The organism is Idiomarina sp. UBA3176, from assembly GCF_002364295.1.
Taxonomy (GTDB): domain Bacteria; phylum Pseudomonadota; class Gammaproteobacteria; order Enterobacterales; family Alteromonadaceae; genus Idiomarina; species Idiomarina loihiensis.
Genome location: NZ_DEXU01000020.1, coordinates 108006 through 121104, shown reverse-complemented (window position 1 = coordinate 121104; position 13099 = coordinate 108006). Strand labels below are relative to the sequence as shown.

Sequence of the window (13099 nt, the reverse complement as noted above, 5' to 3'; positions counted from 1 at the left end):
ATTTGTTTCAAACTATGAATTTACAGCTGAGGGCCTGCGGCAACCAGCGCTTTACCGTTATCGGTATCAGTAAATTTCTCAAAGTTTGCGACAAAACGTTCGGCTAAGTCTTTGGCGCGAACGTCCCACTCACCGTCATCTTCGTATGTTTTACGTGGGTCCAGAATGCTACTGTCTTCAACGCCGGCCAGCTCAGTTGGCATAGCCAGGTTAAAGTGAGGCAACTGCACAAATTCAGCATCTTCAATTGAACCATCTAAAATGGCGTCAATAATAGCGCGAGTCGCTTTAATAGAAATGCGCTTGCCGGTACCGTTCCAGCCAGTGTTAACCAGGTAGGCTTCTGCGCCAGCCGCTTCCATACGCTTCACTAATACTTCCGCGTACTGCGTTGGGTGAAGGCTTAAGAACGCCGCGCCAAAACAGCTGGAGAAAGTAGGTGTAGGTTCGGTTACACCACGCTCAGTACCGGCTAATTTAGCAGTAAAACCGGACAAGAAATGATACTGCGCTTGCTCTTTAGTCAGCTTAGAAACCGGAGGCAATACGCCAAAGGCATCGGCTGTCAGGAAAATAACTTTCTTCGCGTGACCCGCTTTAGACACCGGCTTAACAATGTTGTCAATGTGGTAAATAGGGTAAGACACGCGAGTGTTCTCGGTTTTCGAGTTGTCATCAAAGTCGACAACACCGTTGTCATCAACAGCAACGTTTTCTAATAAAGCGTCACGACGAATCGCGTTGTAAATGTCCGGTTCCGCTTCTTTCGACAAGTTGATGGTTTTTGCGTAGCAGCCACCTTCAAAGTTGAATACGCCGTCGTCATCCCAACCGTGTTCATCGTCACCAATGAGTGCGCGTTTCGGGTCAGTCGACAGGGTGGTTTTACCCGTGCCTGACAAGCCGAAGAAAACAGCCACGTCGCCTTCTTGACCAACGTTGGCAGAGCAATGCATAGAAGCAATGCCTTTTAGCGGCAGGAAGTAGTTCATCATTGAGAACATACCTTTTTTCATTTCGCCGCCGTACCAGGTGCCGCCAATTAACTGAATTTTTTCAGTTAAGTTAAACGCCACAAAGTTTTCTGAATTCAGTTCCTGTTCCTGCCACTTCGGATTAATGCACTTAGCACCGTTCATGACAACGAAGTCTGGCTCAAAGTTTTCCAGCTCTTCTTCGCTTGGGCGAATGAACATGTTTTTCACGAAGTGCGCCTGCCATGCCACTTCGGTAATGAAGCGAACTGCAAGACGAGTGTCTTCGTTAGCACCGCAATAGGTATCAACCACAAACAAACGTTTGTGCGACAACTGCTCAGTGACCAAACCTTTCAGTTCATTCCAGGTTTCGGTCGATAGTGGTTTGTTGTCGTTTTTGCCTTGGTCAGCCCACCAGACGGTATCGCGAGTTGTGTCATCGCGGACAATGTATTTGTCTTTAGGGGAACGTCCGGTGAAAATTCCGGTATCGACAGCAACCGCACCCAGGTCCGTTACCGTTCCTTTTTCATAACCTTGCAGGTCGTCGCGAGTTTCCTCTTCGAATAGCAGGTCGTAGGACGGATTATGGACAATTTCTTCGACATCTGTGATGCCGTAGCGGCTCAGATCCAGATTAGGCATGACGTAAGGCTCCTGAGATTACGGTCGTTCGTTAACGTTAACAGCAGCAACACAGCGTAAAAAATCCTGTTTTACAGTTTGGTTACTGGCTAATTTTCAGGGCGCGAATATTAACCTGATTGTGTAAAAAAAGATAGGGCAAAATTTTGCCAGTTCGTTAGAATGCCCGCCTGACTTTTGTATGCAGCAGTGGGTTTCTGATCATTTATGCGTGATTCCTTTCACAGCCGAATTGGCTTTATATTAGCAGCCGCGGGCTCTGCCGTTGGCCTGGGGAATATTTGGGGCTTCCCGACTCAGGTTGCGAACCACGGCGGCGGCGCCTTCCTGCTGGTGTATCTTTGCGTAATCTTTATACTTGCCATACCCGCTTTGTACAGCGAAATGCTGATAGGCCATAGTGCGCAGGCGAACCCGGTTCGCTCCTTAACGCAGCTATCCGAAGGACGCGCCCGCCCTATTGGCCGCTTAATGGGTTACCTTAATGTGCTGGGCTCCTGCTTAATGCTCAGCTTTTATCATGTGGTGGCCGGCTGGATGCTAGTTCATGCTTTAGGCTTTCTGGCTCGTGGCTTTGGTGTTGAACCTGCTGCCGAATTTTTGCTGAACAGCTCACTAACCCGCGACTTAATTTTCACCGCTGTATTTTTACTCGCCACCGCTTACGTGGTTTTTCAAGGTGTGGAAAAGGGGATAGAGCGCTGGTCTAAGCGTCTGATGCCTACCTTAGTCGTTTTACTGGTGGCGCTAATTGCCTACATGCTGACCTTACCCGGCGCCGACGAAGGTCTGAAGAAATACCTTGTCCCCGACTTCAGCCTAATGACTGACACCAGCATTTTAGTGGCCGCTATGGGCCAGGCGTTCTTCTCGCTCTCTATTGGTCTGGGCGGCATGATGATATACGGCTCCTACCTGAAACCGGGTGCTAACTTAGGTCGTTTAAGCTTATCAGTGGCCGCGCTGGATACTTTTATAGCGTTCCTGGCGGGGCTGTTAATTATTCCGGCTCTGTACGCAGGTATTCATCTGGGAGTTAATGTCGGCGACGGCTCTAAACTCATTGGCGAAGGCCAGCTCATTTTTGCGGTACTGCCCGAGCTATTTAATAGTATGGGCATTGCCGGACCTTTTGTGGCTTTTGCATTTTTCATGTTGCTGAGTATTGCCGCTCTAACCTCGACCATTGCTCAGGCCGAAGTACCGGTGTCTTACTGCATAGAAGAGCGCAAACTGAAACGGCCAGTAGCAACCGCCCTGTCACTGAGCGTTATTGCGGTGTTTTCGCTGCTGCTAATACTGTTCTTTGAACCGCTGTTTGGCTGGGTTGTTACTGCGGTAACACAGTTCCAGCTGCCGCTGTCAGGCTTATTCTATTTGCTGGTGGTGGGCTGGTTATGGCACCGCAGCAATCACCTGAAAGCTATTGCTGCGGGCAGTGTCGGCTTAACCTTGTTACGCTGGCATATCCGCTATTTATGTCCGGTACTAATGAGCATCGTGTTTTATCACGTAGCCTTTAGCTAAGCCGGGTTAACTTTTACCCGGACGCTTACCGGAAAACTTCTGCTTCAGTGCTGACGCCACCCGGGCGTCAGTAAAACCGGAAACGTCGCCGCCATGCAGCGCCACCTCTTTTACTAAAGAAGAAGAAATAAACGAATTTTCCTCTGCTGGCGTCAGAAACACGCTTTCCAGATTCGGCGCCAGACGTCGGTTCATATTGGCTAGCTGAAATTCGTATTCAAAATCAGACACCGCGCGTAATCCGCGAATAAGCACTGTTGCTTCGTACTCTTTGGCAAAGTTCACCAACAGTCCGGAAAAGCCAACCACAGTGACATTATCCAGGTTTTCAGTCACTTGCTGCGCCAGCAAAACCCGCTCTTCCAGACTGAACAGCGGCTTTTTACTGGGGCTTTCTGCAATACCCACAACAATTTCACTGAACAAGTTGGCGGCTCGTTCAATTAAGTCGGCGTGGCCATTTGTAATAGGATCAAAGGTTCCCGGATAAATTGCTCGACGGTGCATAGAGTCTCCTAAACCGTTATTTGTGCAAGCACTTTATTTGCACGCTTTTCATTTGGCCTAAAAGAGTACACGCAAGTGCACACTAAACAAAAGCCCGATATTTAAATTAAGGATGCGAGTTGCGACTAACATCAGTAAACTAGAGGGTAACTTACGTTTTCAAATAGTGGAGTAAAAAATGAGCTCAGCCTTTTATCAGCAACTGGCCGACCAACTGGCCGAAACCAAAGCCGAAGGCCTGTACAAGAAAGAACGTATTATCAGTTCGGATCAAAGCTCTGAAATTACGGTGAATAACCGCAAGGTACTCAACTTCTGCGCAAACAACTATCTGGGTCTGGCCAACCACCCGGACTTAATTAAAGCCGCCAAACAAGGCCTGGACGAACACGGTTTTGGTACGGCTTCGGTGCGTTTTATTTGTGGTACTCAGGACATTCATAAAACACTGGAACAAAAACTTAGCGAGTTTTTAGGTACTGAAGACACCATTTTGTATTCATCATGCTTTGACGCCAACGGCGGTTTGTTCGAAACTCTAATGGGCCCCGAAGACGCTATTATTAGTGACGAGCTCAACCACGCCAGCATTATTGACGGTATTCGCTTGAGTAAAGCGAAACGCTTCCGCTACAAAAACAACAATCTGGAAGACTTAGAAGCACAGCTGAAGCAAGCTGACGCAGACGGCGCACGCCACAAATTAATAGCAACCGACGGTGTGTTCTCAATGGACGGCGTTATTGCCAACTTAAAAGGTATTTGCGACCTGGCCGACAAATATGGCGCGCTGGTCATGATGGATGACTGCCACGCTACTGGTTTCTTAGGCGAAAACGGTAAAGGTACGCATGAATACTGCGACGTTATTGGCCGTGTTGATATTATCACCGGTACCTTAGGGAAAGCGCTGGGTGGTGCTTCTGGTGGTTACACTTCAGGTAAGAAAGAAGTCATTGACTGGTTACGCCAGCGTTCACGCCCTTACCTGTTCTCTAACTCAGTAGCACCTGCCATTGTTCAGGCGTCTATTCGTGTACTGGATATGCTGGCCGAAGGCGGCAAGTTGCGCAGCCAACTGTGGGAAAACGCCAGCTACTTCCGTGAGCAAATGACGAACGCAGGCTTTACTTTGAGCGGCGCAGACCACGCCATTATTCCTGTTATGGTCGGCGACGCCAAACTGGCCTCTGAAATGTCAGATCGCCTGTTGGAAGAAGATATTTATGTGATCGGCTTTTCCTTCCCTGTCGTTCCTAAAGGCAAAGCTCGTATCCGCACGCAGATGTCTGCGGCACACACACGTGAACAACTGGATCGCACCATTGAAGCCTTTACCCGCATTGGTAAAGAGCTGGGTGTGATTTAAGGAGTAAAGAATGAAAGCTTTATCAAAACTGCACGCAAAACCCGGCATTTGGATGACGGACGTTGAAAAGCCGGAATGCGGTTACAACGATTTGCTGATTAAAATTAAGAAAACCGCCATTTGCGGCACCGATGTTCACATTTATAAATGGGACGACTGGTCGCAGAAAACCATTCCGGTGCCTATGGTGGTCGGCCACGAGTACGTGGGTGAAGTTGCCGCTATGGGCGACGGTGTTCGTGGCTTTGAAATTGGCGACCGTGTCTCCGGCGAAGGCCACATTACCTGTGGTCACTGTCGTAACTGCCGTGCTGGCCGTCGCCACTTATGCCGCAATACCTATGGTGTGGGTGTTAATCGTCCGGGGGCTTTTGCAGAATACCTGGCACTACCAGCTGAAAACGCTTTTAAACTGCCAGATGACGTTACTGATGAAATGGCAGCTGTATTTGACCCATTTGGGAATGCTGTTCACACCGCCCTGGCTTTTGACCTGGTGGGTGAAGACGTGCTGATTACCGGTGCGGGTCCTATTGGTATTATGGCAGCAGCCGTTGCCCGTCACGTTGGCGCACGCCACGTGGTTATTACCGACGTCAACGAATACCGCCTGGACTTAGCTCGTAAAATGGGCGTTACCCGGGCAGTGGACGTTAGCAAAGAAAAGCTCTCTGACGTTATGAACGAGCTGGGCATGAAAGAAGGCTTTGATGTGGGTCTGGAAATGTCCGGTGTTCCGTCTGCGTTTTCACAAATGCTGGAAACCATGAACCATGGTGGCAAAATTGCCATGCTGGGCATTCCACCAGAAAACATCGCTATAGACTGGAACCAGGTTATTTTTAAAGGTTTGGTTATTAAAGGCATTTATGGCCGCGAGATGTTTGAAACCTGGTACAAAATGGCCAGCTTGCTGCAGTCGGGGCTGGATATTTCGCCTATTTTAACGCACGAAATGCCTATTGATGACTTTGAGAAAGGCTTTGAAACCATGATTTCAGGCCAGTCCGGCAAAGTCATACTAAATTGGGATTAATGCGTAGATGAGCAATTATCAGCTAATGGAATTACCCATCGCCGTTGAGCATTGGCAAAATGGCGATGCGGTTTTTGTTGATATCCGCGACCCGCAGTCCTTTGCTGCGGGCCACATTCCGGGCTCTCAGCATCTGGATAACAGCAACCTGCCGCAGTTTCTGAGTTCGGTTGATAAAAACCAAAAAGTGATTGTGGTTTGCTACCATGGCATTAGCAGTCAGGGGGCAGCTGATTACATAGCTGGCAACGGTTTTACTGATGTGCACAGCATGGACGGCGGCTATACGGCCTGGTCCATGTCTTTTCCTGAACATACTTCTCATAAAGAAACCGAAAGGGACTAAACCATGCGACGATTGCTCAGCAGCCGCGACTCAGACTGGATGCACAAGCTGTATCAGTATTTACGTCAGCAAGGCATGCCAGTCAGCGTTACTGAACGCGGTGAGCAATTGGAATTATGGTTACATCAGAGCAGTTATGAAGCTGCCGCTAAAACACTGATTCAACAGTTTAAAGATAACCCAGAGCTAGCCGCTGCGCCCGTTCAAGCAAAGCGAACTTCGGAACGAGGTTCATCATCACTGTCTTTTAGTTTGCTGCAGCAAAGCGGTTGGCTGACCCGAATTGTCGCGGTTCTGGCGTTGCTGGTGTTTGGGATGGTGCAAATGTACCCCGAAACCGTACTGGAGACACTGAGGATCAGCCAATATTTTTCGGCGCTTCCCTACGATCAGCCCTGGCGCTTTATTACGCCCGTACTGATGCACTTTACGCTGCTTCATCTGGTATTTAATATTTTCTGGTGGTGGTATCTGGGCGGTCGTATTGAACGTTCTCTGGGTATATCCTGGTTACTGGCTCTGCTGTTATTCTGCGGTATTACTGCAAACGTTATTCAGTACCTTTTCAATGGCCCTAACTTTGGTGGGCTGTCCGGTGTGGTCTATGGCTTGCTTGGTTTCTGCTGGATATACAGCTTCAATCGCCCAACGCCGCTGTATCTGCCACCGGGGCTGATTATCTTCATGCTGCTGTGGTTAGTAATTGGCTACACCGACATGCTATGGATAAATGTTGCTAACGAGGCTCATCTGGCCGGGCTGCTTTCCGGCTGTTTTGCAGGTTTTGTAGTGCGTTGGTTAAACCCTAAAATGCGGCCGCTTCACTGATAAATGTACTTGGTAAAAAGAACATCGCGGATAACTGGATTACCGGTTTCCTGCTGCATCAGTTCTTTTGCTCTTTCTATACATTTTAAACGAAGTTGATCGCGTCCCGTCATGGTTCGCACCTGACGTTCGGTCGCGGTACTTAAAATTGACACAAAGGCATTACGCAATAAAGGCGCGTGGTGTTCTACCACACTAACGTAACTGGGGTCCGGCACCATCACTTCAATAGCAACCCGAATGAAACCCAACCGGTAATCGTTTCCCTCTTTCAGGTAATTGGTGGTGATATCAGGCTCAAAGCCGTAGTACGAAACGTCGTCTGCCGACGCCACCGTTACACTGCTGAACCAAAGAAAAATACTGGCAAATACTGTTATCAGAAGTTTCATAGCCCTACCCGGCCCGATTGCTGTTCAATTAAGTTCTATCTGCTATCATAGCGACAGAGCTTAATAACGCCAACACAAATGACAACAGAGTTTTATGCTACCCCGGTTTTTCCAGTTAGCAAAGCACTGCAATGGATGCCGCCCGAACAACTTGAATTAACCTCCACACAAGCCGACTGGCTGCTTTACGAAGGTTCGCTTACAGAACGTCTGAAGCAGGTAGGCCAGCAGTTCTCCGTTAAGTTACTGGGCCAGCAATTGCTTGCCCCTAACACTGAAGAAAAGCAAAGGTTAAAAGGTAAGGACCAAGTCGTTATTCGGGAAGTTCTACTATACTGTAATGAAAAGCCTTGGGTTTTTGCGCGCAGTCTATTTTCACCCAGCGCCGAAAACGCCAATACACTGAATTTACAACAACTGGGGAATCAGTCATTGGGTGAGTCTCTATTTGCCCGTAGCGATTTATACTGCGGAGACATAGAAGTGGCAGAAGTTGCTCTGGAACACCCGGTTGCTCAGCTTAATCAGCAGTGGTTTGGGATAAACCAGAGGCTGCTCGGCAGACGCCGAATATTTTCAACGGGCGGTGAGCAACTGTTAGTCAGTGAAGTATTTCTGCAGCCCTCGCCACTTTACTCTTCGCCGAATAACAGGAGTTAGTATGCAAAAGTTAGTCGCTTTTTGGCAGTTAATGCGTGCGGACAGACCCATTGGTACCTATTTACTTGCCTGGCCGACCATCTGGGCACTCATGATAGCCGGAGCTGGCGAGCCGCCCCTGCGTATCGTCGTCATATTTTTGCTCGGTACTTTTGTCATGCGCTCTGCCGGTTGTGTTATTAACGACTTTGCCGACCGTAATTATGACGGTCACGTACGCCGCACGCGCCAGCGTCCTATTCCGGCGGGAAGAATATCGGCAACTGAAGCGATGATAGGTTTCATCGCCCTGTTAGCCATTGCCTTCGGGTTGGTTATGCAACTGAACACTGAAACGGTCATGCTCAGCTTTTTCGCCGCCGGCGTAGCGGCACTTTACCCGTTTTGTAAACGCTGGACGCATTTGCCACAAATAGTGCTGGGCATCGCCTTTAGCTTCGGCATTCTCATGGCCTTTACCGCACTGGAATCTGACCAATGGTTTATTGCTGGCTTACTATTTCTTGCCAATATTCTCTGGACGGTCGCCTACGATACCGAATATGCCATGGCAGACCGCGAAGACGACTTAAAAATAGGCCTGCAGAGCACGGCAATTTTGTTTGGTCGCTTCGACCGTCTGGCTATTGGCTTGATGCAACTCGCGACTCTGGCCTTATTGGGCTGGGTATTGCACTTAATTACCGTTGAACTTTGGGTGTGGCTAGCATTAGCGGCTATTTTTCTGTTGTTTGCTTACCAGCACTGGCTAATACGACACAGAGAGCCCGGAAAGTGCTTCCAGGCTTTTCTGCATAACCATTATATTGGCATGGTATTCGCTATTGGCTTAGCCGTGCATTACTGGTTCTGATTACTCTCAGTCGGCTTTTGCTCTTCTTTGGGTGCTTCTTTTTGTTCATGTTCGGCCTGCTCTTTCAACTGCTGAACGAACTGCTCAACCGACTGACGAATGGTTTGTAGCACAGGACCGTCAATGAGCTCATCGACCTGATCGCTGAGCTCGCCCACCGGCTCGGCAGCAATTTGCTGGCCGTCGTCATTAATTTCTACCAGACCTTGCTGTTTTAAACTGGCAATGAGCGTCGACATGACTTTCTTATCGTAAAATTCCGGCGCATCGATGCCGTGAATGGAACTTAAACGTTCGGCCAGGGTAATAGACTGCTTTTCGAGATCCGCGCGCATGATGGGCTGCGCCTGTTGCAGCAACTCAAGTACAATACAATAACGCTGCAAGGTTTCACTGGCACTGTTGGCCAATAACCGCAACCGATACCACTGCGCACTTTCCCGTTGCGCAATGGTGCAAATGCCATCTTCCAATGTAATTAACTGCTGGCGTGCCAACTCTTCGGCAAGAGCCTCTGTCCAGAGCGGTAGGTCTTCAACATTATGACTCAAATAAAGTTCAGCTTTTAACGACGGATAAATTGCCTGTGTCCGCGCCGCAATTTCAGCCACGCTCACTTTTTTCTTCGCCATGATAATTGACGCAACAATGCCGGGAACCACCATCAAGTGAAGAATATTATTCCGATAGTAAGTCATGGCTATGGCTGTCATGTGCTCCAGCGAGACGACTTCACCCATAGTATCGCTATTGACCGTAAATTTGTCAGTACGCAAAGCTTGCTGCCAAAGCTCTTCCGGTGTCTCGTCCGGCACGCTCATCATATTGCTGTAAGGTACTTCGCGCAGCACACCCAAATAAACGTCCAGCTGAGCAAGCAGTTCTTCTTTCATCAACGCATGGTGCTCTGAACTTAGCAAAGCTAATGCGGTAAGGTTAACGCTGTTAGCCGCCGCTGAATCGTTAATGCCCTGCATAACTTGCTCGGCTAAGCCACTCACCACCGGGTTCAACCAGCCTGGACGTTCCGGTTCCTGTGCCCCACGGGTGACCGACTCATGCCAGTTCGGCGCCACTTTGTCCAAATGGTGTTTTAAATTAATAGGCTGACCGAAAGTCACAAAACCCTGACCAAAGTTGCGCAGCTTGGCAACGGTTTTCAGAATTTGAAAAACCGACTCTTTTTCTTTGTCCTTACCTTTAAGCTCTTTCAGGTAAGTCGCTACTTCCATAATATGCTCGTAACCAAGGTAAACAGGTACCAGTGACACTGGCCGTTGCTGGTCACGCAACATGCCCTGCACGGTCATTGCCAGCATACCGGTTTTAGGCGGCAATAAGCGGCCGGTTCTGGAGCGGCCGCCTTCACTGAAGTATTCCACCGGGTAGCCTTTTTGGAACAACCAGCACAAATATTCACGAAAAACCGCTGAATACAGTTTATTGCCACGAAAACTGCGGCGAATAAAGAACGCACCACCACGGCGGAAAATACCGCCAACCGGGAAAAAGTTAAGATTCACGCCAGCCGCGATATGCGGCGGTACAAGGCCTTCTTTATAAATAACGTAGCTGAGCAGCAAGTAGTCCATATGGCTGCGGTGACAAGGCACATAGATAACTTCGTGCCCTTGTTGCGCCAGTCGTCTAATTGTATCCCCGCCTTTTACATGAATGCCGTTATAAATCCGGTTCCACATCCAGGTCATAAAACGATCTAACACCCGGATAAGTGTTGAATTATAGTTAGCGGCTATTTCATCGATATAAGATAAAGCGCGCTTGCGGGCGGCTTCTTCACTAATCTTTTTGCCTCTGACTTCATCCGATACGGCCTTTTTTAACGCCGGCGTATTAATGAGTGCTGACATCAGCTCTTTGCGCTGACTCAGTTTAGGGCCGGCAACGGCATGGCGCATACGTACGAAATGAACACGCGCTACCCGCGCTAATTTGTGCGCAATACGCATATCAGTGCCGTGGTCACGCGCCATAGTGCCCAGACTCACCGAACGAGAGAAACGCAGCAACACTTGTCGACCAGAAAAAATTACCAGCCAGAATTTACGCCAATGGCCCGGGTTATCTAAGTCACCGGTCATGGTGTTACCGGCATGCGCCTCTTCTCCGGCCTGGCGGCCCCAGAATACGCCCGCAGGTATCAGTTGCACATCCAGCTCCGGCTGGTCTTTATGCAGGGTTAATAACTGGTGAAATTCGGATACCGTTTGATCCGAGACCTCATTCGCCAATTCTTCCAGATACATGATTCGGTTATAGGTTTTACCATTAACCACAAGAGGGTCGACAGGGTCTGGCAAGCCACGCTTGTGCGCCGCCCGTTGTAAAATGGATAGATCCGCTTTAGAGGTTGAACGCATTACATAAACAATTGGCTTACCAACAGTTGCTGAATGCTCTTCTTCAGTGCCATCCCAAATTTCCTGAAAGCGCGTTAACCAGCGTAACGGGTATTTAAAAATTGGGAAAAAGCGGCTTATTCCTTTCATATAGAGACCTCTGTTTTAAACAGAAATACAGGATACCAACTTCGTGTAAAAATGTCGTTCAAGAAATTACTTGCGAAATCAATTTACCTGTATATACTCACAGTATCACTGTACAAATAAACAGGTACATTATGCGCCCGTTAACACCAAGACAATCTGAAATTCTTGAGCTTATTAAGGATAATCTGCACGCAACCGGTATGCCGCCGACCCGTGCCGAAATTGCCCATAAGCTGGGTTTTCGCTCTGCCAACTCTGCAGAGGAGCACCTGAAAGCTCTGGCTCGTAAAGGCGTGATCGAAATACTCCCCGGCATGTCGCGTGGTATTCGCCTCGTCGGCGATGACTACGATATCGCCGATGGCCTACCGTTAATCGGTCAGGTTGCAGCCGGTGAACCTTTATTGGCTGAACAACACGTTGAAGGCCATTACAAAATTGACGAGTCACTGTTTCATCCTGCCGCTAGTTTCTTACTAAAAGTAAACGGTATGAGCATGAGAGACATTGGCATTTTAGACGGTGACTTACTGGCTGTACATAAAACCGAACAAGCACGTAACGGACAAATAGTCGTTGCACGAGTTGAAGACGAAGTCACTGTAAAGCGTTTTGAACAGCGCGGAAAAACTATTTTGCTTCATCCTGAAAATGAAGATTTCTCTACCATTACTGTCAACCTTGCCGAGCAAGTTTTTGCCATTGAAGGGCTTGCGGTGGGTGTGATCAGAAACGGAGCGACCTTATGAAAACTCAATATCAGCAAAAACTACATCATCCGGGTCTGTGGACTGCTGAAACGTCAGTATCACCCTTCCCTATGGATGCGAAAAGTAATCCGGATTCATTTGATGTTGATACCCTTTCTCCAGTTATACAGCGGGCTTTACAGCAAAAACCCAGCCAGTGGATAACGGTTATTGGCGGCGACAAAAACGTCATTCAACAGCTTATCGCTTGTGGCGTTGCTGAGTCTCAAATTCGCTGGTTACGCAGCCACTCAGTTGAGCGCTGTGAATGGGCGCTGGAGCAAGCTCTACTCGCTGGTACCAGCAGTATGGTTATCGGTTATCTTGATTCTGTTTCCAGTCGCACCTGGCAGCGTGCGAAAATGGCCAGTAAATTAAGCGAAACACAGTATTTTCTGTTTGATAAAAACACACTGACATCCCACCTGCACTAACCCCACCTTTGTTAGTGTGTTTTCTTCCCCAAGGCTGCTTTTGCAGCCTTTTTTTAACAGATCCGCTTATTTTTTGTTCGTTCGTGTGATTTGATCTGGATCTTTCGTTGTAAATTCGTTAATAAATGCAGTACCCGAATATAAAAATAATATAACAACGATAACTACAACAAAGAGTCAGTAGAGAAAGCGATTTCTGGGGAGAAGCTGTACCTTTTTCTGCTTACCTCTTTGTTCTTCTAATTCAGGCTAGCAAAACTTGCTTT

The 13099-nt window shown here is 48.4% G+C and carries 13 protein-coding genes; 9 read left to right on the top strand and 4 right to left on the bottom strand.

Annotation, left to right across the window (positions count from 1 at the left end; all coding sequences use genetic code 11):
* Window positions 1–20 precede the first annotated feature (20 nt).
* Entirely contained in the window at window positions 21–1622 is a 1602-nt protein-coding gene (pckA, locus tag B2U97_RS08600; protein WP_011233535.1) for a phosphoenolpyruvate carboxykinase (ATP), read from the bottom strand.
* A gap of 207 nt (window positions 1623–1829) precedes the next feature.
* On the opposite strand from pckA, the gene B2U97_RS08595 reads away from it, so the two are divergent.
* Window positions 1830–3149: a sodium-dependent transporter gene (locus tag B2U97_RS08595; RefSeq protein WP_114982104.1), complete on the top strand. Its 1320-nt coding sequence runs from the start codon at window positions 1830–1832 to the stop codon at window positions 3147–3149.
* 6 nt (window positions 3150–3155) lie between these two features.
* Here B2U97_RS08595 and coaD read toward each other — a convergent pair whose 3' ends face one another.
* Window positions 3156–3656, bottom strand: coding sequence for a pantetheine-phosphate adenylyltransferase (gene coaD / locus B2U97_RS08590; protein WP_114982105.1), 501 nt, complete (start codon window positions 3654–3656; stop codon window positions 3156–3158).
* A gap of 178 nt (window positions 3657–3834) precedes the next feature.
* Here coaD and B2U97_RS08585 point away from each other — a divergent pair, with 178 nt between their 5' ends.
* Genes B2U97_RS08585 through B2U97_RS08570 form a run of 4 tightly spaced genes read left to right on the top strand, consistent with a single transcriptional unit; the run spans window position 3835 to window position 7235 of the window.
* Complete coding sequence (locus B2U97_RS08585; RefSeq protein ID WP_114982106.1) at window positions 3835–5025, top strand: glycine C-acetyltransferase; 1191 nt, start codon at window positions 3835–3837, stop codon at window positions 5023–5025.
* Between the two features lie 10 nt (window positions 5026–5035).
* Window positions 5036–6061 (top strand): L-threonine 3-dehydrogenase, encoded by a 1026-nt coding sequence (tdh, locus tag B2U97_RS08580; protein WP_286824102.1) that lies wholly within the window; start codon window positions 5036–5038, stop codon window positions 6059–6061.
* A gap of 7 nt (window positions 6062–6068) precedes the next feature.
* The gene (gene glpE, locus B2U97_RS08575) at window positions 6069–6407 is read left to right on the top strand and encodes a thiosulfate sulfurtransferase GlpE (RefSeq protein WP_110013048.1); all 339 of its coding nucleotides are present in this window, start codon (window positions 6069–6071) and stop codon (window positions 6405–6407) included.
* Window positions 6408–6410: 3 nt separating this feature from the next.
* Window positions 6411–7235 (top strand): rhomboid family intramembrane serine protease, encoded by an 825-nt coding sequence (locus B2U97_RS08570; protein ID WP_110013047.1) that lies wholly within the window; start codon window positions 6411–6413, stop codon window positions 7233–7235.
* Here B2U97_RS08570 and B2U97_RS08565 read toward each other — a convergent pair.
* Window positions 7229–7627: a flagellar basal body-associated protein FliL gene (locus B2U97_RS08565; RefSeq protein ID WP_110013046.1), complete on the bottom strand. Its 399-nt coding sequence runs from the start codon at window positions 7625–7627 to the stop codon at window positions 7229–7231. The two genes, B2U97_RS08570 and B2U97_RS08565, sit on opposite strands and share 7 nt — an antisense overlap.
* A gap of 78 nt (window positions 7628–7705) precedes the next feature.
* Between B2U97_RS08565 and B2U97_RS08560 the strand changes: the two genes are divergently transcribed.
* The gene (locus B2U97_RS08560) at window positions 7706–8287 is read left to right on the top strand and encodes a chorismate--pyruvate lyase family protein (protein WP_110013045.1); all 582 of its coding nucleotides are present in this window, start codon (window positions 7706–7708) and stop codon (window positions 8285–8287) included.
* Between the two features lies 1 nt (window position 8288).
* Window positions 8289–9140, top strand: a complete 852-nt coding sequence (ubiA, locus tag B2U97_RS08555) for a 4-hydroxybenzoate octaprenyltransferase (protein WP_110013044.1) — start codon at window positions 8289–8291, stop codon at window positions 9138–9140.
* Here ubiA and plsB read toward each other — a convergent pair.
* Window positions 9128–11650, bottom strand: coding sequence for a glycerol-3-phosphate 1-O-acyltransferase PlsB (plsB, locus tag B2U97_RS08550; RefSeq protein WP_286824104.1), 2523 nt, complete (start codon window positions 11648–11650; stop codon window positions 9128–9130). The two genes, ubiA and plsB, sit on opposite strands and share 13 nt — an antisense overlap.
* A 131-nt stretch (window positions 11651–11781) precedes the next feature.
* Between plsB and lexA the strand changes: the two genes are divergently transcribed.
* Window positions 11782–12399, top strand: a complete 618-nt coding sequence (lexA, locus tag B2U97_RS08545) for a transcriptional repressor LexA (protein ID WP_011233524.1) — start codon at window positions 11782–11784, stop codon at window positions 12397–12399.
* Window positions 12396–12833: an SOS-response cell division inhibitor gene (locus B2U97_RS08540; protein WP_110013041.1), complete on the top strand. Its 438-nt coding sequence runs from the start codon at window positions 12396–12398 to the stop codon at window positions 12831–12833. The genes lexA and B2U97_RS08540 overlap by 4 nt, the downstream gene beginning before the upstream one ends.
* The last annotated feature ends 266 nt before the right edge of the window (window positions 12834–13099 follow it).

Coding starts and splice junctions, on each gene's coding strand:
- pckA (WP_011233535.1), bottom strand. CDS start 1,622: ATGCCTAATCTGGATCTGAGCCGCTACGGCATCACAGATGTCGAAGAA.
- B2U97_RS08595 (WP_114982104.1), top strand. CDS start 1,830: ATGCGTGATTCCTTTCACAGCCGAATTGGCTTTATATTAGCAGCCGCG.
- coaD (WP_114982105.1), bottom strand. CDS start 3,656: ATGCACCGTCGAGCAATTTATCCGGGAACCTTTGATCCTATTACAAAT.
- B2U97_RS08585 (WP_114982106.1), top strand. CDS start 3,835: ATGAGCTCAGCCTTTTATCAGCAACTGGCCGACCAACTGGCCGAAACC.
- tdh (WP_286824102.1), top strand. CDS start 5,036: ATGAAAGCTTTATCAAAACTGCACGCAAAACCCGGCATTTGGATGACG.
- glpE (WP_110013048.1), top strand. CDS start 6,069: ATGAGCAATTATCAGCTAATGGAATTACCCATCGCCGTTGAGCATTGG.
- B2U97_RS08570 (WP_110013047.1), top strand. CDS start 6,411: ATGCGACGATTGCTCAGCAGCCGCGACTCAGACTGGATGCACAAGCTG.
- B2U97_RS08565 (WP_110013046.1), bottom strand. CDS start 7,627: ATGAAACTTCTGATAACAGTATTTGCCAGTATTTTTCTTTGGTTCAGC.
- B2U97_RS08560 (WP_110013045.1), top strand. CDS start 7,706: ATGACAACAGAGTTTTATGCTACCCCGGTTTTTCCAGTTAGCAAAGCA.
- ubiA (WP_110013044.1), top strand. CDS start 8,289: ATGCAAAAGTTAGTCGCTTTTTGGCAGTTAATGCGTGCGGACAGACCC.
- plsB (WP_286824104.1), bottom strand. CDS start 11,650: ATGAAAGGAATAAGCCGCTTTTTCCCAATTTTTAAATACCCGTTACGC.
- lexA (WP_011233524.1), top strand. CDS start 11,782: ATGCGCCCGTTAACACCAAGACAATCTGAAATTCTTGAGCTTATTAAG.
- B2U97_RS08540 (WP_110013041.1), top strand. CDS start 12,396: ATGAAAACTCAATATCAGCAAAAACTACATCATCCGGGTCTGTGGACT.